At 60.0% G+C, this 22418-nt stretch carries 22 protein-coding genes; 7 read left to right on the forward strand and 15 right to left on the reverse strand.

Annotation, left to right across the window (positions count from 1 at the left end):
- Nucleotides 1-38 precede the first annotated feature (38 nt).
- The gene (locus tag AC57B6_RS37015; RefSeq protein WP_496423191.1) at nucleotides 39-869 is read left to right on the forward strand and encodes a DUF2182 domain-containing protein; all 831 of its coding nucleotides are present in this window, start codon (nucleotides 39-41) and stop codon (nucleotides 867-869) included.
- Between the two features lie 28 nt (nucleotides 870-897).
- Here the strand turns inward: AC57B6_RS37015 and AC57B6_RS37020 are convergent, their stop codons facing one another.
- On the reverse strand, nucleotides 898-1902 hold the full coding sequence (locus tag AC57B6_RS37020; protein WP_496423192.1) for a sterol desaturase family protein: 1005 nt from the start codon (nucleotides 1900-1902) through the stop codon (nucleotides 898-900).
- 48 nt (nucleotides 1903-1950) lie between these two features.
- Nucleotides 1951-2961, reverse strand: a complete 1011-nt coding sequence (locus tag AC57B6_RS37025; protein WP_491564145.1) for a YVTN family beta-propeller repeat protein — start codon at nucleotides 2959-2961, stop codon at nucleotides 1951-1953.
- Nucleotides 2962-2990: 29 nt separating this feature from the next.
- Between AC57B6_RS37025 and AC57B6_RS37030 the strand changes: the two genes are divergently transcribed.
- A complete protein-coding gene (locus tag AC57B6_RS37030; RefSeq protein WP_183797531.1) occupies nucleotides 2991-3194 on the forward strand; it encodes a hypothetical protein in 204 nt (67 codons plus the stop codon).
- A 129-nt stretch (nucleotides 3195-3323) separates the two neighbouring features.
- Here the strand turns inward: AC57B6_RS37030 and AC57B6_RS37035 are convergent, their stop codons facing one another.
- Nucleotides 3324-3659: a TFIIB-type zinc ribbon-containing protein gene (locus AC57B6_RS37035; protein WP_030099588.1), complete on the reverse strand. Its 336-nt coding sequence runs from the start codon at nucleotides 3657-3659 to the stop codon at nucleotides 3324-3326.
- 36 nt (nucleotides 3660-3695) lie between these two features.
- Nucleotides 3696-4448, reverse strand: a complete 753-nt coding sequence (locus AC57B6_RS37040) for a TerC family protein (protein ID WP_183797530.1) — start codon at nucleotides 4446-4448, stop codon at nucleotides 3696-3698.
- 129 nt (nucleotides 4449-4577) lie between these two features.
- Here AC57B6_RS37040 and AC57B6_RS37045 point away from each other — a divergent pair, with 129 nt between their 5' ends.
- A complete protein-coding gene (locus AC57B6_RS37045; RefSeq protein ID WP_496423193.1) occupies nucleotides 4578-5459 on the forward strand; it encodes a LysR family transcriptional regulator in 882 nt (293 codons plus the stop codon).
- Here the strand turns inward: AC57B6_RS37045 and AC57B6_RS37050 are convergent.
- A complete protein-coding gene (locus AC57B6_RS37050) occupies nucleotides 5432-5884 on the reverse strand; it encodes a TerB family tellurite resistance protein (RefSeq protein WP_030099590.1) in 453 nt (150 codons plus the stop codon). The genes AC57B6_RS37045 and AC57B6_RS37050 overlap by 28 nt on opposite strands.
- Before the next feature lie 224 nt (nucleotides 5885-6108).
- Between AC57B6_RS37050 and AC57B6_RS37055 the strand changes: the two genes are divergently transcribed.
- Entirely contained in the window at nucleotides 6109-6441 is a 333-nt protein-coding gene (locus tag AC57B6_RS37055) for a DUF2322 family protein (RefSeq protein ID WP_028195296.1), read from the forward strand.
- A gap of 20 nt (nucleotides 6442-6461) precedes the next feature.
- Here AC57B6_RS37055 and AC57B6_RS37060 read toward each other — a convergent pair whose 3' ends face one another.
- On the reverse strand, nucleotides 6462-7451 hold the full coding sequence (locus AC57B6_RS37060) for a zinc-dependent alcohol dehydrogenase family protein (RefSeq protein WP_496423194.1): 990 nt from the start codon (nucleotides 7449-7451) through the stop codon (nucleotides 6462-6464).
- 104 nt (nucleotides 7452-7555) lie between these two features.
- On the opposite strand from AC57B6_RS37060, the gene AC57B6_RS37065 reads away from it, so the two are divergent.
- Nucleotides 7556-8464 carry a LysR family transcriptional regulator gene (locus AC57B6_RS37065; protein ID WP_281663667.1) on the forward strand — a complete coding sequence of 303 codons (909 nt, stop codon included), beginning with the start codon at nucleotides 7556-7558 and terminating at the stop codon, nucleotides 8462-8464.
- Between the two features lie 27 nt (nucleotides 8465-8491).
- Here the strand turns inward: AC57B6_RS37065 and AC57B6_RS37070 are convergent, their stop codons facing one another.
- Nucleotides 8492-9403 carry a LysR family transcriptional regulator gene (locus AC57B6_RS37070; protein WP_496423195.1) on the reverse strand — a complete coding sequence of 304 codons (912 nt, stop codon included), beginning with the start codon at nucleotides 9401-9403 and terminating at the stop codon, nucleotides 8492-8494.
- A 116-nt stretch (nucleotides 9404-9519) separates the two neighbouring features.
- Here AC57B6_RS37070 and AC57B6_RS37075 point away from each other — a divergent pair, with 116 nt between their 5' ends.
- Nucleotides 9520-10542 carry an aldo/keto reductase gene (locus tag AC57B6_RS37075; RefSeq protein WP_496423196.1) on the forward strand — a complete coding sequence of 341 codons (1023 nt, stop codon included), beginning with the start codon at nucleotides 9520-9522 and terminating at the stop codon, nucleotides 10540-10542.
- 126 nt (nucleotides 10543-10668) lie between these two features.
- Here the strand turns inward: AC57B6_RS37075 and AC57B6_RS37080 are convergent, their stop codons facing one another.
- From AC57B6_RS37080 to AC57B6_RS37095, 4 genes are all read right to left on the reverse strand, one after another.
- Nucleotides 10669-11988 carry an MFS transporter gene (locus tag AC57B6_RS37080; RefSeq protein WP_030099595.1) on the reverse strand — a complete coding sequence of 440 codons (1320 nt, stop codon included), beginning with the start codon at nucleotides 11986-11988 and terminating at the stop codon, nucleotides 10669-10671.
- Nucleotides 11989-12010: 22 nt separating this feature from the next.
- Nucleotides 12011-12775: an enoyl-CoA hydratase gene (locus tag AC57B6_RS37085; protein ID WP_030099596.1), complete on the reverse strand. Its 765-nt coding sequence runs from the start codon at nucleotides 12773-12775 to the stop codon at nucleotides 12011-12013.
- Entirely contained in the window at nucleotides 12772-13938 is a 1167-nt protein-coding gene (locus AC57B6_RS37090) for a CaiB/BaiF CoA transferase family protein (RefSeq protein WP_030099597.1), read from the reverse strand. Before AC57B6_RS37090 ends, AC57B6_RS37085 begins: the two co-directional genes overlap by 4 nt.
- A 168-nt stretch (nucleotides 13939-14106) precedes the next feature.
- Nucleotides 14107-14997, reverse strand: coding sequence for a LysR family transcriptional regulator (locus tag AC57B6_RS37095; protein WP_496423197.1), 891 nt, complete (start codon nucleotides 14995-14997; stop codon nucleotides 14107-14109).
- Between the two features lie 947 nt (nucleotides 14998-15944).
- On the opposite strand from AC57B6_RS37095, the gene AC57B6_RS37100 reads away from it, so the two are divergent.
- Complete coding sequence (locus AC57B6_RS37100) at nucleotides 15945-17504, forward strand: hypothetical protein (RefSeq protein ID WP_030099600.1); 1560 nt, start codon at nucleotides 15945-15947, stop codon at nucleotides 17502-17504.
- A gap of 105 nt (nucleotides 17505-17609) precedes the next feature.
- Here the strand turns inward: AC57B6_RS37100 and AC57B6_RS37105 are convergent, their stop codons facing one another.
- The 4 genes from AC57B6_RS37105 to AC57B6_RS37120 form a co-directional block, all read right to left on the reverse strand.
- On the reverse strand, nucleotides 17610-18542 hold the full coding sequence (locus tag AC57B6_RS37105) for a glycoside hydrolase family protein (RefSeq protein ID WP_144192213.1): 933 nt from the start codon (nucleotides 18540-18542) through the stop codon (nucleotides 17610-17612).
- A 106-nt stretch (nucleotides 18543-18648) separates the two neighbouring features.
- The gene (locus tag AC57B6_RS37110; protein ID WP_496423198.1) at nucleotides 18649-19761 is read right to left on the reverse strand and encodes a glycosyltransferase family protein; all 1113 of its coding nucleotides are present in this window, start codon (nucleotides 19759-19761) and stop codon (nucleotides 18649-18651) included.
- Nucleotides 19762-19834: 73 nt separating this feature from the next.
- A complete protein-coding gene (locus tag AC57B6_RS37115; RefSeq protein WP_496423199.1) occupies nucleotides 19835-20842 on the reverse strand; it encodes an ATP-grasp fold amidoligase family protein in 1008 nt (335 codons plus the stop codon).
- A 54-nt stretch (nucleotides 20843-20896) separates the two neighbouring features.
- Nucleotides 20897-21805 carry a GlxA family transcriptional regulator gene (locus AC57B6_RS37120; protein WP_496423200.1) on the reverse strand — a complete coding sequence of 303 codons (909 nt, stop codon included), beginning with the start codon at nucleotides 21803-21805 and terminating at the stop codon, nucleotides 20897-20899.
- Nucleotides 21806-22418: the final 613 nt, after the last annotated feature.

Raw genomic sequence — 22418 nt, forward strand, 5'->3', positions numbered from 1 at the left:
CTGCGATGGAGCACGTGAGCGCAAACGCGGGGCCGCCTATGTCGCGGCACCCGATCGGCGCACCCGTTTCGCAGCGGGCGTTCCTGGGCGTCTCGGCGCTGCTGTTCGCCGTCAGCGCGGCGGTGACGGCGGTGAGCGCCGCGTCCATGTCGGCAATGGGCGGCATGCCGATGCCAGGCGGCTGGACAATGTCGGCGGCATGGATGCGAATGTGTGGACAGACGTGGCTCGGACTCGCGGCGTCGTTTGTCGGCATGTGGATCGTGATGATGGTCGCGATGATGCTGCCGTCGCTCGTCCCCATGCTGTGGCGCTATCGCCTCGCCGTCAGCGCAATCGGCGAGACGCGCGTCGGCCGGCTGACGCTGCTGGTGGGCGCGGGGTATTTCTTCGTATGGAGCGCGCTTGGTGTGGCCGTATTTCCGCTCGGCGTTGCGCTCGCGGCGCTCGAAACGGAACTGCCGGCGCTGGCGCGCGCCGTTCCGCTTGCGGCCGGTGTGATTGTGCTGATCGCCGGCGCGTTGCAGTTCACTGCGTGGAAGGCACGCCGTCTTGCCTGTTGCCGTACGCCGCCGGGGTGCGGCCAGATGTTGCCGGGACGGCCCGGCTTGCCCGCTCTGCCCGTGGATGCCGCCACGGCGTGGCGGCACGGCTTGCGTCTCGGCCTCCACTGCAGTTCCTGCTGTGCCGGGCTGACCACGGTCCTTCTGGTGACCGGGATGATGGATTTGCGGGTGATGGCGGCCGTGACGGCGGCGATCACCGTCGAACGCGTTGCCCCACATGGCGAGCGCGCAGCGCGCATCATCGGGGCCGGGATCGTCGGCGCAGGCGGGTTGCTGATTGCGCGGGCCGTTGGCTTCGGATGAGGCGCCCCAGGCTGCACCGCGATGTCGCTCAGTCTGTCACGCCACCGTAGGAGCGTTGGCCCCGCAGACGCAGCGCGATGCGGCCAAACGCGCGCCATTGCTGGGCGATCAAGCCTTTGCCGTAGGAACGTCCGGCGCCGTGCGGTGCCGGCAACTGGTCGCGAATGCCGGTCGGCTCGACGGTGCGGTCCCACGACGCGGTCTTGAACATCATGTCCCACCACGGAAACAGCACGCCGAAGTTGCAGCCGTAGCGCGTGCCTTCATGGCCGTAGCCGATCGCATGATGACGCCGGTGAAAAATCGGGCTGACGATCGTGCGTTCGAGCAGCCACCCATACGGCAGACGCGCGTTCACGTGCTGCACGCTCTGCATGAAGTTGCCGACGGCGACCAGCACGACGAACTGGGTCGGCTGCACACCGATGAAGAGCGAGATCGCGGCGAAGAACGCCGCCTGGATGATGTCGTCGAGAAAGTGATTGCGGTCGTCGGCCCACAACGACATCTGCTGCTGGCTATGGTGCACCGCATGCAGTTCCCACCACACGCCGAAGCGGTGCTGCCAGCGGTGATACCAGTAGCCGAAGAAATCGAGCGCGATCAGATAGATCAGGAACGACACCCCCGGTTGATCGGTGACGCCCGGCCACAAGCCGTCGATATCGATGTTCGGCACGTTGTAGATCGCCATCAGGCTCTGCCAATGATTGAACAATGGCTGCAGCATGAAGAAGAACGCGATATTGATGATGCCGAGCTTGGCAATCCACGTGTAGATCACATCGGCGCGCAGCGCTTTGCGATCCGACCATGTCTCGATGGGCCGCAGCGCTTCCAGCGGCCGCAAGGCGATGTACGTGATCAGTATTTCCAGCACACCGATGATCACCCAGTAAAGCGCGTCGTAGGTGTCCTCGTCGTAGCCCATCAGGCCGAAGCGATAGAACAACGGCTGCACCACGTCGACGTACAGAAGTGTCTGCAACGCCGAGACGCCATTGTCGAGTTGCGCGACGATCTCGTGAATCATCGAAAACCTCTTGAAATTGCGGATGCTGTCATCAAAACGAAAGCCTGGTCAGTCTGGATTGGGCGCGTACACGGGGGCACGGTTGGCAAAATACAAACCATGCGGTGAGCGTCCGACAGCGATTGTGTCGATAAGTTTATGCGTTGTCAGATCGATGATGCCGACATGCCGCGCAAAACGGAATGTGACCCACAGATAGCGATGATCCGCGGAAAGTTCCATGTCGTCGGGTCCGGGCATGAGTCCGGTGATGTCGGCGGTTTTCGTCAGCGTGTTGTAATCGAGAATACTGATCGTACTTTCCACGCGGTTCGTGACCGCCACGTGATGGCCGTCGTCGAGGTTGCGGAAGTTGTGCGCGCCGCGCCCCGTCTGGATTTTCTTCACGACTTGCTGCTTGTGCCAATCCACCACGGCGACGTCGTCTTCGCCCGTCATGCCGATCAACAGATAGCGGTCGCCCGGCGTCATCCAGAGGCCGGCGGGCGTATTGCCGACATGCAGTTTCCACAGCACCGATTGCGTCGCCAGATCGATCGCGGCCACTTCGCCGGTGTCTTGCAGCGTGACGAACACGATCTTGCTATCGGACGAGAACGTCATGTGGCTCGGCGTTTTCGAAAGCGGGACGCGTTTGGCGAGCGTCATGTTCTGGCCGTCATAGTGATACACGTCGATGCGATCCAGCCGCAGCCCGGCGGTGACGAACCATTTGTGATCCGGCGAGAAACCGAGCTGATAGGGATCTTCGATATCTTCGACCTTACGCTGCACGCGGCCGGTGTGCGGATCGAGAAACATCAGATCGTTCGAAATCGAATCGGCGACGATCAGCGAATGACCGTCCGGCGTAATCATCAGATGATGCGGTTCCTTGCCGGTCGGCTCCGTGCCGATGACCTTGTGCGTCGCCGGATCGACCAGCGTCAGTTGGGCTTCGCCGGAGTCGAGCACGATCACGTTGTCGGCTGCATGAGCCGGCATCGCGATGCTGAGCGCGCAATAAGCGAGCGCGGCAAGCGCGCCGGTTTTTTTGATCGAAACGAATGAAAGTGGCATCTGAAGGATAAACGGGCAGGCAAAACAATTTGGGGAAGCATCAAGGCAGTGTGCGCGAGGAGATTGAGCGCGTGCGCGCCGCGCTCAAACCGCCAATGCTGAGCGTTACTGGTGATGGGTTGGTGCGCCGGTTGTTGCCGCTAGGTAACTGCTGCTACAACTGTGCCGCCTTAAATGCGTTAACGCGGCAGATCGCCTCGCCGATGACACGCGGCGCGTTGTTATTTGTATGAAGGGTTTGACGTTGGCATGAGGCCACGTCAGCAGGGATCGAGAGGGAAAAACTGAAAGGGCGCGGCTGCCAGATCAGCACGCGCCCTTTCATTCGATACAGCCGCGAGTCCGAATAGTGGTGGACAGGTTCAGTCGAAATCGAACATGTCGAACAGCGAGCGCTTTTTCTTGTGTCCCCGATAGTCCGTGCGGTGACTGTCATACGAGCGGTTATTGTCATACCCACGATTGCGGTCGTAGCCATGCTCGCTGTTGTGTGAACGGTCGCGATCGTGATGGTCGTTCCTGCTCGGGGGTGCGGCCGCGCTCACCGGCGCTACGTTGCTGCCGGCATCCTGCGCGATCAGCTTGTCGAGTTCGCCGCGATCGAGCCAGACGCCGCGGCAGACCGGGCAGTAATCGATTTCGATCGAGCGTCGCTCGGTCATCAGCAAGTCAGCGGTCTTGCAAACAGGACATTTCATTTCGTTGCTCCTTAAGGATAGAAAGTCGGCGGACGCTCATCGCTCGACGCTAAGCGCCTGCTTCGATTTCGCACGGCGCACGAGCATGTTCAATGCTTCGACAAACGCGGAGAACGCCATGGCCGCGTAGATGTAAGCCTTCGGCACGTGGGTGCCAAAACCTTCGGCGATGAGCGTCATGCCGATCACCAGCAGGAAGCCGAGGGCGAGCATCACGATGGTCGGATTCCGGTCGATAAAGCGCGACAGCGGGTTGGCCGCGAACAGCATCACGGTGACCGCGGCGATCACGGCAATGAACATGATCGGCATGTGCTCGGTCATGCCGACCGCCGTGATGATGCTGTCGACCGAAAACACGATATCGAGCACCAGGATCTGTCCGATTGCGGCCATTGCGGTTAATTGCACGGTCGTGCTTGCCTTGTCGCGAACCTCCTCGGCATGGACGACGTTGTGGTGAATCTCACTCGTCGCCTTCCAGACAAGGAACAGGCCGCCGCCAAGCAGGATCAGGTCGCGCCACGAAAACGCGTGGCCGAGCAACGTCACGGCGGGCGCGGTCAGCTGCGCGATCCACGCGACGGTGCCGAGCAGGCCGAGCCGCAACACGAGCGCGAGCATGATGCCGAGGCGCTGGGTACGCGCGCGCTGGGCTTCCGGCAGCTTGTTGCTGAGGATCGAGATAAAGATCAGGTTGTCGATACCGAGCACGATTTCCATCACGACCAGCGTGAGAAGCGCAGCCCATGCGGCGGGGTCGGCAGCGAGAATGAGTAAGGAATCCATGGGTCCGTAAGTATTAAATGACGAGTGACGGGCAACTTCGGTATGTCGCTATCATCGCCGTCTTCATGGTTCGGATAAATCAGTGATAATCTGATCGATATATCGGTTTTTTCGAACTATTTCCTGCCCATGCTCAACTATCGCCATCTGTACTACTTCTGGATCGTCGTGAAGGAGGGCGGCTTCGCGCGCGCGGCCGAGCGCCTCGACATGGCGGTGCAGACGATCAGCGCACAGGTGCGCGAGCTGGAAAAATCGATCGGTCGCCAGTTGCTGAAGCCGGCCGGGCGCGGCGTCGCCATGACCGAAGCGGGCGAGGCGGCATTCAATCGCGCGGAGCAGATTTTTCAGATTGGCGAGGCGCTGCTCGACGAGATGCGCGAGACGGGCGGCGAACGCATTGCGCGGCTTGCCGTGGGGCTTTCCGACGGCATCTCCAAGCTCGCGGCGCACGCGCTGCTGGCGCCGGTGCTCGATACGCCGTCGCTCAGGCTGTTATGTCACGAAGGCGAGCACGCGCAACTGTTGTCCGAACTCGCGCTCCATCGGCTCGATCTCGTTCTTGCGTGCCAACCCGCGCCGCACAATGCGGATTTGCGCGTGGTGAGCCAGCGCCTGATCGGCTCGCCGGTCGACTGGTACGGTCCGGCGGCGATTGTCGGCAAGGCCGCCCGTGCTGGCTTTCCGCAGTGCCTCGCCGATGTGCCCGTGCTTCTGCCTACCGGGCACAGCGCGTTGCGCGCGCGGCTCGACCGCTGGTTCGAAGCTACGGCTATCCGGCCGCAAATTGCCGGCGAATTCGAAGACAGCGCGCTGATGGCGGTGTTCGCCGCGCGTGGCCTTGGGGTGTTTCCGCTCGCGGAACTCGGCGCCGGGGACGTCGCGTTGCTGCGCGGACTGCGCCGGCTCGGCCGGGCGGAAGGCGTGGTCGAAGAGATCCACGCGATCCGTTCGCGGCGCGGGCAACATCATGCGCTCGCTTCTCAGGTGGTCGCTGCCGTGCGCGCGTGAGCGCGCGGCGCGCTCAGCAGTGCGACGTGCCGGTTCGTGGGCTGGACCGGCTGAGGTCCCCACGCCCTGAACACGGCGGTGAGCAAGGCGATTTCGCCGTCCGCCAGATAGTTGTCCGCGACCGTGACGGCGAGGCACAGGCGGATCACCTTGCGACGCAAGGCGTCGTCGTCGATCTCGCCGAACAACGTGGTGAGCTGGGCCGCATCGAGCTGGCCGACCGCCGGGGTGTGCGCGACCGACTGGTCTTCGCACATCGTCTGGACGATCTGCGCGAATTGCGCCGGGGCGAGACCCAGCTCGCCGGCGATATCGAGGCTTTCGAGTGCACGCTCTTCCGAGCTGCTGACGTGACCGTCTGAGATGAGCGCCAACGCGACGATACGTGCGGCGGCTTGAGGACTGTTGCGCGGATAGTTACGCATATCGGGGCTCCTTGGCGCGGACAAGGTCCGCAGTGGTGGTGAGCCTCAGTCTGCGTCAGGTTGGGAAACGGATAAATCTGCTAAACCGGGAGCGATAGTTCGAAAAAACCGAAGTTCGCGCGACGCCGGGCCTTGCGGCGCGCCGTGTGTTGAGCGCGATGCGCAGCACCCTATCGGATAAGATACGGCTCGCCGTATTTTTTCGAATAGAAGGAGTGTTTTCAGTGATTCAGCCGAGCAACGTGTTCAAGGACAACCTCGCCCAACTGCCCGCCATTGGTGGCATCGAACGTATCGATCTGCTCGACGGCAAGGGCGCCGTAGTGGCCAGCATCGAGAACAAGCCGGGCAAGCAGGGCTCGCTGGCGGTATACAACTATCTGCAGCAAACCTTCGGCACGCTGGACGCCAAGGCGGCAGAACACGGCCTCGCCGTGTTCGCCGAGCATACGGCCGACGCGCGCAACCGTCCGGGCGCGCACCCGAACGTCGACCATTTGCTGGCGATTGCAGCCGGCGGGGAAGCCTTGCGTATCGAGGTCGTCGCAGCCGGCTGAGCGCGCTGTATCGGCCGGGTTCAAACCGTCACGACAATCTTCCCGAACTGTTGGTTCGACTCCAGAAAGCGATGGGCGTCGACGATCTGGTCGAACGGGAATGTCCTCGCGATGACGGGTTTTAACGCGCCCGAGGCCAATCCGTCGAGGATGAAAGCCTTGGCCGCCGCGAGTCGCGCCGGATCGCCGATGATCTCGTGCACCAGATAGCCGCGCAGCGTCAGCGCCTTGCTCAACACCGTGAATAGCGGGAAAGGTGTCGGCTCAGAACTCAACGCGCCGTACTCCAGCAGGATGCCGCCGTGAGACATGGCGTCCGTGAGCGGCTCGAATATCGGGCCGCCGATTGGGTCCAGCACGACCCTCACACCCTGCGGCCCTGCGATTTCCTTCAGGCGGCCCGCCAGGTGTTCCTCCGCGGAAGCGACGGCATGGGCGGCGCCCAACTCGAGCAACGCCTGCCGCTTGGCCGAGGTGCGCGTGACCGCAATGGGGGTGGCGCCGACCCGGTTGGCAATCTGTATCGCCGCAAGGCCGACGCTGCTCGACGCCGCGGTCACGGCAACGAAGTCTCCCTTACCCAGTTTGGCGATGTCGATCAACGCGCCGTAAGCGGTGAGATATTGCATCCAGACTGCCGCGGCCGCTTCCCAACTGAGCGAAGGCGGATGCTTGACGACAAACCTGGCGGGAAAATTGACGACCTCACCATAAGCGGGCCAGCGCAGCATGGTCGGCGGCGGCACGACGCTGACGGCGTCGCCTGGCGCGAATTCTTGCACGCCTTCCCCGACCCGATCGACGATACCCGCGGCCTCGTACCCAAGACCCGACGGCAGCGTAGGCGTTTCGATGTAATTGCCCGCGCGCAGCATGGCCTCGGCGCGGTTAAGACCCAACGCCTTCACGCGGATCTGAACTTCCCCTCGAGGGGGCGGTGGAACGGTGACGTCCTCGATGCGTAGAACCTCGGGGCCGCCATGCTGATGAAAGCGAATAACACGTGTCATAGGATTTCAACTCGAAAGTGATTGGAATGAATGAACTATGACGGCGATGCATGACGGGATAAATAGCGTTATAACTAGAACAGTCGAAACCAACAGTTATCAATATGGACCGTCTCACGAGCATGGCCGTGTTCGTCAAAGCTGTCGATTTGGGCTCGTTCGCGGCCGCGGCAGACGCGCTCGCCTTATCCGGACCGATGGTCGGCAAGCACGTGCAGTTTCTCGAGGAGCGTCTTGGCGTGCGCCTGATTACCCGCACCACGCGGCGGCAGAGCCTGACGGAGTTCGGCCGCGCCTACTACGAACGCTGCCGGGCCATACTCGCCGAAGCGGATGCGGCGGATGCTCTCGCGGCCGATCAACTGTCCGAACCGCGCGGCAAGCTGCGCGTCTCGATGCCCGTTCACTTCGGGCGGCGCTGTGTGGCGCCGGTCCTGCTGGCATTTGCGCAACGCCATCCGAGGCTGGAACTGGATCTCTCTTTCAACGACCGTTTAGTCGATCTGGCGGAAGACGACTACGATCTCTCCATCCGGACCGGCGGTCTGGGGGACAAGGCAGGCGTGATCGCGCGTCGCATTGCGCGCCAGCATATGGTGGTCTGTGCCGCACCCGCGTATCTGGCGGCGCACGGGCATCCTCGGCGGATAGAAGAACTCAGCACGCATCAGGCGATTATTTACAGGCGCTCGGGGCGTATTCGCCCGTGGCTGTTTCCGTGCGCCGGGAACTCGCCGGTCGAGGTCACTCCGTCAAACAGGTTGCGGTTCGACGATCTCGATGCAATCGCCGACGCGGCGGTGCTCGGGATGGGGCTTGCGTGGCTGCCATACTGGCTCGTTCGCGAGCGCATTCAGACCGGCAGTCTCGTGCATTTGCTGCCGGATCAGCCGGAATATCTCTACGATGTCTACGCGCTCTGGTTGCAAACTCCGCACTTGCCGCTGAAGGTGCGTCTGGCTGTCGATGCGTTGGCGGAGGCGTTGCCGGGGCTCATGCAGTACAACGCGTAGCCCGGCGTATCGCGCCTCGTGTCGCGCCTATGGCTGACTATCCGGGTCGTTGGTGGCGAGAATGAAGTCGACGAATGCCCGCAGCGGCGCCGGCATATGTGCCCGGCTCGGGTAGTACAGAAACGGTCCGCTGAAGGACTGACACCACTCGTCTAGTATCGGCACGAGCGTGCCTTGTTCGATTGCCGGCCGCAGAAACTCGTCGAACGAATAGACGATTCCTAATCCGTCGACGGCCGCGCCTCTTTGCAATTCGATCACGGAGGCGATCATCGGCCCGTTTGGCTCGATCCGCACAACCTCGTCGCCCCGTTTGAATTCCCAGGTCGCGAGTACGCCGCTGTCGAAGCGGTGGCCGATACATGCGTGGTTCAGCAGTTCGCCCGGATGCCGCGGTACGCCGCGGGCCGCGAGGTAGGCCGGCGAAGCCGCCGCGACGAAGTGCTGAACGCGCGGGCCGATCGGCACGGCGATCATGTCGCGCTCGAGGCGTTCGTCGTAGCGGATGCCGGCATCGAAACCCGCGGCGAGGATATCGATGAACGTGTCGTTGGTCCCGACATCGACCGTGATACCCGGATGAGCGGCAAGAAAGCGCGACAGGAGCGCGGGCAGAATTTCTCTTGCCGCGATCGACGGAACGTTTAACCGCAACGTTCCGGTAGGACTCTCGCGAAAGAGATTCACCGCATCCAGCGCGATGGCGATTTCCCCGAACGCCGGCGCGAGCCGTTCGAACAGACGCTGCCCGGCTTCCGTGGGCGTGACGCTGCGCGTCGTGCGGTTGAGCAGTCTGACACCCAGCTGCTGCTCGAGCCTTCGAACCGCTTCGCTAAGCGAGGAGGCCGATACGGCGCTGGTCAGCGCGGCATGGCGAAATCCGCGGGCCCGCGTGACGGCGACGAAAGCTTTCAAATCGGAAAGATCGGGTTCCTGCATTGTTCGCTATTCCGCACGGGTCATCCAGATTGAAGTGGATTATCGCACGCTGAAATTGGGCCGATACTTCGGGTCGAGCGCCTTTTCTTGCGGCGTCACTTCCAAAGAGGAACGTCATGAAACAACTTCAACTGGGTAAGACGGGGCCGCTAAGCTCGGCGATCGGTCTTGGCTGCATGGGCATGTCAGGCATGTACGGTCCGTCGGACCGCGCCGAAAGCATTGCGACGATCCACGCCGCGCTCGAAGCCGGCATTACGCTGCTCGATACGGGCGATTTCTACGGCTCCGGCCACAACGAAATACTGATCGGCGAGGCGCTGAAAAGCGCACCGCAGTCGCGTCGCGACGCGGCGATCGTCAGCGTGAAATTCGGGGCGATGCGCGACCCCGCCGGCGGCTGGTCGCTTTACGACGCGCGTCCCGCCGCGGTCAAAAACTTTCTCGCCTATTCGCTGCAGCGGCTGGGCGTGGATCATATCGACATCTACCGTTCCGCGCGGCTTGATCCCAACGTGCCTGTCGAAGACACGGTGGGCGCGATCGCCGACATGATCAAAGCCGGCTATGTACGGCACGTCGGTTTGTCCGAGGTGGGCGCGACGACCATCCGCCGTGCGGCAGCGGTGCATCCGGTGAGCGACTTGCAGATCGAGTACTCGCTGATTTCACGCGGCATTGAAGACGAGATCCTGCCGGTGTGCCGCGAACTCGGGATTGGCGTGACGGCGTATGGCGTGCTGTCCCGCGGTTTGATCAGCGGCCACTGGAGCAAGGAGTCCGCGGGGAAAGGCGATTTTCGCGCGATGAGCCCGCGCTTTCAGGGCGACAACGTCGATCACAATCTTGCATTAGTGGATGCGCTGCGCAAGGTGGCCGATGCCAAAGGCGTTTCGGTTGCGCAGATCGCGATTGCGTGGGTGGCGGCACAGGGCAGCGATATCGTGCCGCTGGTCGGCGCGCGCCGGCGCGATCGCCTTGCCGAAGCGCTGGGGGCGCTTGATGTGACGCTCACCACCGACGATCTGGCTGCGATCGCGCAGGCCGTACCTCTGGGCGCTGCCGCGGGCGAGCGTTACGCAGCGGCACAGATGGCGCATCTCGATAGCGAGCAGGGCAGCCACGGGCACGCGGGCTGAAGTGTTGCGCGGGGCTTAGCAATCGGATCAGCCACGCGCCGTTGAACGCACGGCGGCGTGGCGTGACCGCGTTGTTTTCACGGATTCGATCTGTCCCCCGAAGGAACGTACCCAGGTATCGGTTCGCTAGTTTTTATCGACGAGCGGGAACACGGCGTCCCGGCCCGGAAGTTCCGGCGAAGGCGCCGCCTGTTTGAGCCTCGCGACGAATGGCGCATCCGGTTTCATCAGGAACGTCATCAGCACGCCGCAGGCCATCACAGCGATGGACAGCAGGAAGGTCACGTTCCAGTTCCCCAGTCGGTCGATCAGATAGCCGGCCACAACCGGACTCACGATCGCCGCGGTGAAGCCGGTGCCGCTCATGATGCCGCTGGCTGTGCCCGAGCGGTCATAGGCGACATCCATCGGAATCGCCCACATGGGTCCAATATTCATTTCATTGAAGAACATCGCGGCGGCGAGAAAAATCAGCGAATACATCGGATCGTGTATCAGCACCACAGGGATCAGCGACAGTCCGGTCAGGGTCATGCAGAACGCGACCAGATAGCTGCGCGCGAGTTTCAGATTGCCAGTACGGCGAAGCAGTTTATCGCTGATCAGACCGCCCACCAGATCGCCGAATACACCCGCAACGAACACCCCTGACGTGAAGATAACCGCCTTCTTGATGTTCAGATGGAAGCTATGCATGAAGTAGAGCGGCATCCAGTCCAGCATCAACCAGAGAATCCAGTTGTAGCAGAAGTAGACGCCGGAGACCGGCAGCAGGCGGCGATATAGACGAGCCCATGTGCCCGGCATTTCTACCGGACGTACCGTCGGTGGCGGCAGGCTGTTGATTTCATCGGCGGTGATACGCGGATGATCTGCCGGTTTCTCGGTGTAAGTCACGTACCACAGCACGAGCCAGCCGAAACTCAGTGCGCCGAGCAGGTAGAACGAGAATCGCCAGTCGAACGCCGTCATGATCGCCAGAACCAGCATTGGCGCCACGGCGTTTCCAAGGCGTGCTGACGAATGCGTAATACCCTGAGCCATGCCGCGCTTGTCCTTTCTCACCCACGAGGCCATCGCGCTGGTGGAGGCGGGGAACGTGGCGCCTTCGCCCAGGCCCAGCAACAGTCGCGCCGCGACGAGCGTTGCGAAGCCGCCTGCGAAACCCGTCAACGTGGTCGCTACCGCCCAGATGAACGCGCAGGCAATCAACGTGCGCTTGGCCCCGAAGCGATCGCTGACCCAACCGCCAATGAACTGGAACAGTACATACGGATAGGCGAATGCCGAAAAGATGAAGCCGAGTTGCGTGTTGCTAAGTCCGAGTTCGGACTTGAATTGCCCGGCGGCCGTGCTGATGTTGACACGGTCGACGTAGGTGATGAAGTACATCAGGCACAACATCAGCAGGACCCATGTTGTTGCCTTAGGCTGTAATCGTTTCATGTCTCACTCCACTTTCTTGTGCTTATTTTTTTGACGCGCCTGAGGTGAAAGCCGCCACGGCGTCCCTGAAGTTGGTGCTGCCGTATACCGTTTCGATCAGATCCTCGTCATCGAGCCGCTGTTCAACGACGATGCGGCGCAGGCTTTCTTTAACGGCCTTCTGCGTGACCGGAGAAAGCGCCATGAGCCGCTGCGCGAGCGTATGAGCGGTTTCCTGTAGCGCGTCTTGCGAGCACACGTCGTAGACATAGCCGCACGCCAGCGCTTCCTCTGCCGTGACATAGTCGGCGAGCAGCAACATCTTCTTGACTCGCGGCACACCGAGTGCGGCTTGCAGACGCGCGATATTGCGCGACGACAGCGTGTTGGAGAGCGTCTTCGCGATCGGCGCGCCGAAACGCGAGCCGTCGCTGCAGACGCGGAAATCGCAAGCCGTCGCTAGCGCGAGACCGCCACCTACGGCCCATCCGTCGATCACGGCGACTGTCGGGACCGCAATGCGTTCGACCGCGTCGATCACGCGCTCGACGAATGCCTCGTAACTCACGCCATCGCGACCGTCGCGGAAGTCCTTGAAATAGGCGATGTCGGTGCCGGAAATGAAGGACTTGCCACCCGCGCCTCTAAACAGAATGCAGCGCACGCCGGGGTTCTGCTCACACTCGGCAACGAGCGCCAGTAGAGATTCGTACATGTCGAGCGTCATTGCGTTGTGACGCTCGGGGCGATCGATCACGATCTCCGCTGCACCGGACGGATAGATCGTGAGTTTGACGGGATCGCTCATGGCGCTGTCCCATTGATCTCGGCAAAGATCTCCTCGTTATGCTCGCCTAGCAGCGGCGGATGACGGCGCACCGTTTGCGGCGTACCGAGCATCTTCACAGGAAAGCCGATGTTCTTGACCTTGCCTTCGTTCGGGTGATCGATCTCCATGCACATCCGCCGGTGCGCGGCATGCTCGCTTTCGAACGCCTCGGGATAGGACAGGATCGGGCCGGCTGGAATGCCGGCGGCGAGCATCGCATCGACCCATGCGTGGCTGTCGCGCTTCGCGAATTCCTGTTCCAGGGTTTCGATCAACGCTTCGCGATTCTTCAGGCGCAGCGACACGCTTGCATAATCCGCGTGCGCGACGAGGTCGGGACGCGCCAGCAGTTCGCACAGTTTCGTCCATAGCTTCTGGTTCGTCGCGCCCATCACGAAGTAGCCGTCCCGCGCCTTCACGGCCTGGTAGGGCGCGCTCATCTTGTTGCTGGTGCCGAGCGGTGTCGGCGGCACACCGGTGCCCCAATACTCCGACATGTCCCAGATCGAGAAGGCCATGATCGAATCGAACAACGAGGCGTCGATATGCTGACCCTCGCCCGTTTTTTGCGCGCCGATGTAGGCCGACAGCAGTCCGTAAACGGCAAACAGCGCGCAGCCGATATCCGCTACCGGCACCCCGGCCTTGACGGGTTTGCCGCCCTTGTAGCCGGTCACGCTCATCACACCCGACATGGCCTGTGCCATGAGGTCGAAGCCAGGTCGCGACGCCCACGGACCGCTTTGTCCGAAGCCGGAAATACTGACGTAGACGATCTTTGGATTGATTGCCCGGATCGACTCGTAATCGATGGCGAGCCGTTGCACCACGCCCGGACGGTAGTTTTCGACGATCACGTCGGCCGTTTTTGCGAGCTCGTAGAAGAACTCACGGCCTGCGTCGCTCTTGAGATCCAGCGTTAGCGAACGCTTGTTGCGGTTCATGTTCAGGAAGCCCATGCTGTCGGGCCCCTTCATCTTGAAGCCCATCGCGCCGCGGGTCTGGTCGCCTTCGGGCGGCTCGACCTTGATCACGTCCGCGCCCATGTCGGCCAGCAGCATGCAGGCGAACGGGCCGGCCATAACCTGGCTCACGTCCAGCACGCGGATGCCTTGCAGCGGCAGATGCTTCGATTCCGTCATTTCCGGTTTCCTCTGTAGAAGGTGTGAGTCGAACCGCTCGGCCATCTCGTGCGTGGCCGGCAGGTTTTCTGTCATCACTGTCCGCTACAGACCAGGCTGCCGCAAGAATGCCTGGAGCATGTCTGGTTTCGCGCATTGCGAAACCGGGCCGTGCGTGCCGACCGGAAGCTAAGCCGGTGCGCCGAGAAGCTCGGCCACCACGTTTTGCAGGGTTTGCGCCTGTGCGTGCCCCTCGACGCAGGACAGAACGTAGCTGCGCTGGTGCCAGTCGCCCGTAAGTGCGGCTGACGCCAGCGTCGCTTCGGGATGAAAGCTGCGCAGAACCTCGGGTGGCATCAGGCCTACGCCGAGGCCATGGCGCACCATCGCCAGCATGGTGTCGAAACCGCTGACGGTGAAGTTATTGGCGAATTGCCGCCCGCGACTGCGGTACGCGCGCTGGACGGCGGACAACACCGCGGAACCTTTGCCGAGACTCACGATAGGCAGACCGAGAATGTCGTCGATCCCGATGGGGGCATCGGGGAACTGGAAATGCGGGCGGCTATACACCAGCACCAGTTCGTCCTCTCTATAGGGTGATTTGGCAAGATCGAGGAAGCCGCTTTTCTTTTCGTAAATGCCCACGTCGATCACTTTGTCGCGCAGCAGTTGCTGCACGATCTTGCTGTTCTCCTCCACGATCTTCAGCGAGATCCCCGGATACTTGCGTTGAATTTCTGCAATCTCGCGCGCGAGGAACTGGATCACGACGGCCTTTGGCGCGCCGATGATAATGCGGCCTTCGAGCCCCTGGTTGAGCGCTTGCGCGTCGCCTTCGAGGCGATCGATCAGATTGTCGATCTGCCGGACGTATTCCAGCAGCTTGGCACCCGATTCGGTGATCGCCACGCCGTGAGGCACGCGTTGGAACAGTTTGGCGCCGAGTTGCGCTTCGAGGTCCGATACACGCCGTGACGCCGCCGCGACTGCGAGACTGAGTTTGTCGGCAGCGCGGGAGATGCTGCCTTCTTCAGCGATGGCGAGGATCAGCCGGACAGTGGTCGTATCGAATTTCACGCGGGTCTCCAGTTTTTATTGATGTTGATTGGCGGCGCAAAAGTGCGTGGGGAGAAAGATGTCTTTCTTGGGCTGCCGCGATCTCACTCATCATAAAGGCTGAAATGTATATCGCGACACTCGAATTGCAATTTGAATTTCTCAGTCATTGCGACGAATTAATTGTCGATTTCGTCGAGTGCCCACGGAAGTGACGCCATGATGACACTTCTCAGGAAGCCGGAAGTGTCGCGCGAATCTCACCGCCACACGTTCTCACGTTCAGATGAGATTCGCATGCGCTCGCTCGAGCGCGTTGTTACCGAAGCGTAAGCGACCACGCGCGCTCAAACGGTGCATCGCCCGCCGACCTGATGCCACCTTCGAATGCATCGCGCAAAATGCGAAGCTTTTCTTGGGGTCGAAGTCGGAAAGATGATGACCATCCAATCCTATGATCATCATGAGAAAGCAGGGATCTTTGCGATGCGCCAAGCTAATAGAAATAATCTTACTATTTGTCCGAAAATTACTATTTTTTGTGGGACCGGACAATCATTCCGGGTACGATTTACCCCAGTCGCGACGAGTGAGTGGAAGAAATTGCGGGTAGCGGAAGAAAGGCTATTCGTCTGATCAAACGTTTGCGCGTTGTGTGGTGGCAGAGTTTTGAGTAGCAGCGAAGTAGCGTTGTCAGGTTGTCTCCCATCGGTTTCTAACGCAGTAGGACGCCGCGTATGCCGGATCGCCACCGCGATCGGTGACGCTCGTCCGCTGGATAGCCGCATCTAATCGAGTCTTGCCTCGGACCGTTTAATCAGGCTTTGAACTGCGCCCGGAATACGCAAGAAGATCTTTTTTAATAATTAGGATCGCGAAGTAAAATGCGTTATCTATAAGCATTCTCTGATTCGAAAACTCTAAAAATCACTATTTATATTTTTATCGACAGTGGAAAATATTCGGCCATGGTAAAACGACGTCAATTTATGAGCGGGCTAGCGGCCCTGGGTGGAAGTTATCTTTTGAGCGCCTGCGGCGGCGGTTCGGAAGACGGTAGCAACGGCACGGCCGTATCCGCTGCCAGCAAGGCAACGGCACACGCAAGTGCTGCATCCGCGAGCGGTACGACAATCCCGCCGGCAGCTTCGATCACCGACAGCAGCGGCGCGGTATGGACACTGTCGGGCGGCGTGCTATATCAGAACGGCGCGGTAGCAGGGGTTAACTACAACGTTGTGCTCGCGCTGTGGATCAACGGCAGCATCTACCACGAAAACGCGAGCGGCCAGTTCTATCAATGGAACGGCTCGGCGTGGGGAAGTTGCATCGATCCGCGTCTGGGCACCGTCTCAGCCGACGGTACCACGCTGCCCTCCGCGCCATACATCCTCGATAAGTCGGGTGCGAAATGGACCCTGGTGAACGGCGTCGTCTATAAAAATGGCACGGTGGTAGGCGTCAACTACAACGTGTCGCTCGTACTCTGGTACGGCGGCAAGATCTATCATTGCAACACGAGTGGGCACTTTTACGCGAACGCGGAGGTTTCCTCTCAATGGCTGGCCTGTACCGATCCTCGTATCGCCGTCGCGCCGGCTGCGGGTAGCTTCTTTGGTATCAACGGGCACTACGACTACACCTACACGCCGGCGCAACTGGTCACGACGCTCAAGGCAATGGGTTGCACCAGCTATCGTGTTGGCTGCACGTCCGACCCAACCCAGATCAACGCAGTGGCCAAACTGGCACAAGCTTTCCAGTCGGCGGGGATCAAGCTGCTGGTGTTGATTAACCAGGGGCTTTACGACAGTACCGGCAAGCTCTTCAGCGGCGAATCGACCGCTTACAGCGCAGGCTACTCAGCGGGCTCGGCGGTTGCCCGTGCGCTGATGGGGTACGGCGTGACCATGTACGAGTGCGGTAACGAACTGACGCGCGATGGCGCAATCATTCTGGACTCCACCAACGCAGGAACGAAGGCGGTCGACTTCAATAATGCGAACTGGCCGGTCTTGCGCGGCGTGATGCGCGGCATGATCGACGGGGTGAAGTCGGTTCAGTCTTCCGCGAAGTGCGGCATCAACTTCTGTGTGAACGACGTTGGCGCGTCCGACGCATTGTGGGAGGGTACTCAACCGGACGGAAGCAGCGGTTATCCGGCGGTGCGCTGGGATATCACGACGTGGCACAACTACGAAGTCTACGGCAATATCTTCAACATCGGCACAGACGGCGCAGGTCCTGGCTTCGATCTGCCGACGTATTGCAAAGCCCGCTACGGCGTGCCTTTCATCATCTCCGAGTGGAATACGGGCCCGGAGCAAACGGAGGCTTATCGGGCAAACTACATCACCACGCAACTGGGCCAGTTCTATCCGGCGAGAAAGACTCACAACATCCAGTCTGTGATGTACTACGTGCTTGATAGCGGCAACGAGACGTTCGGCATTATGATGAACGGCTCGCCAATCAACCCGTCGTACAGTGCATTTACGAGCTTCACCTCGGCCAACGCCGACAACTAGGCCGCAAGCGTCGGGTTGCGCAGTGAATCCGGTCTCCTCCGGAATGAGTCGGGGAGACCGGGTATCTTTGGTTTTCCCGTTACTCCAGCTGGTGCGCGGTAGAGATCACAAAAGCCGATCGATATCAGTCTCATTGAATTGAGCGATGATCGCTTCCGAATCATTGACACCAAGCCCGACCGCTACGGTTCCATTGTGAACCGCCAGCCCGCAGCAGAATTCCACGCCGTATTGTTTCCAGTAGAACGGCTCGGAAAGCACGGCATTCCAGTTCCGGTCAAAATAAACAAACCGGTGCTTGTAGAGATGCTTTTTCCCTCGACTGCGCTCGTGTACGACGCACAGCCAACCTTCCTTCCATTCGACTAGCTGGGATGATCCCAGCAGGCCCTTCGGCACCTTCAATGGTTTCGTGAGCGATACGGTTGCGCCATATTCGCTGATCTCGACAATGGTCAACGGGTTCATCGTATGTACCGCGTAGAGCTTGCCTTCGGACACGAAAGGCATCCAGTTCTTCTCGCGACTGAAGCCAAACGGCGACTCGATCAGGTAGCTCTCCACAACACGCTCTCCAGAGATTTTCTGAAGCGCCATCGTGTTAGTGTCGCCCGCGTTGCTGCGCGCGCTACCCAGACACCACAAGGATTCCTTCCAGAAGAAGGTTCGCAGATCTTCGAAGCCGTCGCGAGATTTACCCGGTACATTCCTGAACGCCGTGTCTTCCAGAGCATTCATGCGTACAACATTCAGATCGGCGGATAGCTCGCCGATGTAGTTGACGGTGTCGTAGTCTTGACCATGTAACTTCACGCCGCCGCTTTCCATCAGTTCGTAGTTAACCGAACGAACAACGACGGTGTAGCCGTTTCCGTTAAAGCACAGTGTCGGATTGCACGGGCGGTATTCGCCCGGAATCCTTACTGAAACGAACGTCGGGCGCAGAGCATGGAATAGTCGTTCTTCCCGAGGGCGCTCGGTGACATATCGATACAGAATAGTCCTGAGCCGTCCCGGAACCAGTTGTGAAGTGAGCATTCAGGTTGTTCTCCCGCGCATGGCTTTTAGCTGAGTCTGAAATAGAACGCTTCGACGCTGCCTCGACATCGGATTCGTTGAGCGACGTGCCGCTTAACTTCCTTCGCTAGACAACTGGCTTTTCAACCGCATTGCGGTGGCCTTCAACGGCCTCAAAGAACTGCTCGTAGCGCCGGCGACAAGCGTTCCAGCCGAATTCGTCGATCGCCAGATTGCCCGTGTTGCGAGCAATCGCCGGCCACGATGCGTTAAGCGATTGAACAATGGCAGGGAGTTCGGAGATGTCATTGAACAGAATGACATTGTCGAACTTCCTGGCAGCCCACACCATGAACGGTGTTGCGCGCGAGATCAGCAACGGCACGCGTCCAATGGCTTCGAAGAACGCGCCACTCACCAGCATCGAGTCGGCCGCGTGCGGCAGGATCAGCACATCGCTATCGGCAATGCTCTGCGCAAACTCCGCGTCGGTCAGGAATCTCGCGTCGAGCTGCACGACGTTCCGCAGCGATCGTCTATCGATGATTGCATTCAGTGTCGCGAGGTAGGCCTCGGTGCCGTGGCCGGCAATACGCAGCTTGCACTCGTCGGGCCAGACGTCGAGTAACGCGTCAATCTGCTTGTATGGCCGGATCACGCCGAGCAACGAATACTGTGGCGTCGCGCCGTACTTCCTCGGTGTGGTGGGTGCCTGTCCAGGGGCGTCCCAATAGAGTGGATGCGGCAGGTACTGCGCGTTGTACTGCGCCTGGAAGTCTGGCGCGTGGACCACGCGGAAATCCGCCAGGCGGCGCACGAGCGCGATGATTCGCATCGACAAACGCCTGTTGAAGCCAATCGTATCGTGGACCGCGTGATCGTGGATGAAGTAAACCGCCTTTGCCCGCCCGATCAGCATGAGCGAACAGTAGAACGCGAACAGCAGGGAGCCCGTCAGACTCAACCGGGCGGTGCCTTTGTCACGCTTGAATGGCCGGTACTCGAGCCAATGGAAAGCGAGAATGTTCCCGGGTTTGAAGAGCTGGAAGAAGCCGCCGTTGAGTAGGCCTTTGATGGAAAGCGGCACGACGTCATAACCGATCGAGCGGTAGAGGTCTTTCTGAATCTGTATATAGCGATTCGTGGGATTGGTGAAGGGGCACATCATCACCGTGGGCCGTGGTTTGTCCTCCGTCCTGGTGTCGGCCGTGCGGGGCACTTCCTCGCTAGCTTGTGTCATCGGTACTGCTCCGGTCGGGGTGAGGGGGCAGAGACATCGGGTGAAGCAGGTATGCAGGTTGGAAAATACCTGCTCAACCCAGCAATTTCCCCCACTCGTAGTCGATGCTGTCGGGCGTGAAGGGCAGCACGCCCGCGCCCGGTGTGAAGGTCAGCTCGCCGAAGAAGACCTGATTGTCCGGCGCATATAAGTCAACACGGACATAGTCGAAGTCTTCACACAGCGTGGCCGCGATGTCCAGCACGGATGCCAGATTCTTTGGGCGCGGAGCAGGCTTGGCGCTCCGTTTGTAGTAGCCAATGGCTACATCGAGATGATTCCAGTCGACGTCGTACACGTCGCCGTGCGTCGCCTTTCCGAACCTGTCGGATATCACCAGAATGTAGATGATGGGGCGCCCCGGCTGGCCGCCAAAACAATGCAACTTGTAATCGGCGGGTATCTGTCCCGCCTGGTCAAGAAGGAGCTGTTCAAAGAAGATCCGCGGCTTGATCGTGCGGTAATGCCTCTCGCGCGCGACGTAGTAGAACTCGGTGGAGAGCCACTGCCGGGCGAGAAGTTGCAGTTTCTCGAACGAAGTCTCGGACTTGTCTCTGACGATCTCGACGAAGGTGCTGCCGTGGTTCGCCTTCATGACGAAAGAACCGGGCAGCGCGTCGAAGACCTCGCGCGTGAACACCTCCGGCGCCGAAATCAACGGTATGAGGTGCTTCTCTCCTATCTTGGCCGCTATGTACTCCCGCACCAACAGTTTGTCGGTCAGGCTAATGTAGCGAGGATCCGGTCTGAGGTTTCGTTGCAGGATCTTTTCGTTGAAGGTAGCCGGACGCAGAAGATTCGGATAACGGCCAATGCGCTTGTGATGCAGCATACTCAGGAATAGGGAATCAGGGAGCATGCACTTTGCCGCCTCCTTGAGTCGTCTGACTGTGGAAACGGACTGTGGTGTTGGCCGATACGGATCGTCCTGTACGAGGTTCGCGTGTTTGGCCAAGATGGTTTCAGAAGGCGGCGCTTCCTTGTGCGATGGCGTGGACGGGGCGGCTTTCTGGTCGAACTGTGCGGACTTGGTGGTCGTCATGTTTCGATTTATGGCTGATGGCGTCGCAAGGCTGCAGTCCGAAAATCGACGCGCTTATCGCGCGATCTCAGTCGCGGTATTCCAGGCTTCCTCTGGCGTCAGCCATGGTTCCTCGGCGTCGATGTGCTGTTGCGCACGGAATTGCGTGGGCGACACGCCGTAGCGTTCCTTGAATAGCCGCCCGAGTCGATTGCCGTCGCCCATGCCGCATCGTCGCGCGATTTTGTCGACGGGCAGATCGGTATTTCGCAACATTGCGCGTACCACGTCAAAGCGCGTGCGCAACAGATATTCGAGAGGGGTCATGCCGAACTCGCATTTGAAGCGGCGCTGGAAATTGCGCTTGCTCATTGCAGCGAACTCGGCTGCTTTGGCTACAGAGATGGCCTTGCTGTAGTTTTCCTTGATCCAGCGGGCCGATTCGCGAATCTTCTCGGTTGTGGTGACGATGCTTGCGTCGTCGAGTTCAGGCGTGTTTCGTTCAATGTAATTCGGTTGTAGCGCACGAGCGATCTTGCGCGCGGTCTCCGGATCCAGGTCGCGCTCGATCTGCGCGAGTGCCAGGTCGGCGGGCGCGACGCCGCCGCTGCCGCCACCGCCGCCATCGTCAAAGAAAAAGACGGGCACGGTTGACTGCAGTGGATTTCTGCATACCACGGCGAGACTCGCGCCTTGCTGAACGCCGCGGGATGCGATCGATCCGTGGCGCGAGATCCATGAGAGAAAGCGACCGTTGGACTCCGCAGTTCCGGTGGTGTCGCGGCAGGCGACAAAGAAGGCATGGAAATCGGCCAGGCTGTATCGTTCGAGGCTTTGCGTCCAGATCAGAATGCTCGACGAGCTTGTCACGAGGCCGCCCTCGTCAGACAGCACGGAGAGCCGATACGGAGGCTCGTCGCCGCTTGCTTTCTCGAACTCGTTGGCAAGCCGGAAAGCGTCGCCGACCGCGCCGGTGGTCGACATGGAGCAGTCCTGGAAAATCAGGAGGCCAATGTGTTTCACCGCTTTCATTCCATTCTGACACTCATTGATGCACGACGTAAGAAAACTCCTGGAAGTCATCACGCTAATTTCTCCGAACACGCAATCACGATACGTAAAGAGATTAGCGCATCGAATTTTTCAGAACGAACTTGGCCGATGTTCCAGGTGTTTTGGCGTAATTGTCATGATCGGGGAAATTATTACCTTGAAATTTTCGCAAAAGGCGCTTTAATAGTATTCCCGGTCAGAAACTTTTTCCGTGCGTGGCGACGAGGTTTGCATCATGGCTGTCGTCGGTTGAAGGCCGCGCTGGCATACGTGGGAAGGGAATCAGCCCGCCCCGCCATTTCAAACGTGCGTTTTTCACCTGTGAACTGTCACTACACTTTAGTTACAGGGTCGCCCTCGAATTGTGCATTCTGTTACAGCAGTTACAGATAGCAACAACGCTTTCTGAATTCGTCGCGTCCGTAATGCATTCAACTTAATCGGCCATTAACACCCGAATTTATGCCTTTGGCGATACGGTCCATTCATTCCGGGCTATGCTTCACCGCAACATGAATAGAAAAATTCGCATGAAGTTTGTGCA

This window comes from Paraburkholderia sp. BGA-UO-ETr-F12 (assembly GCF_059567945.1).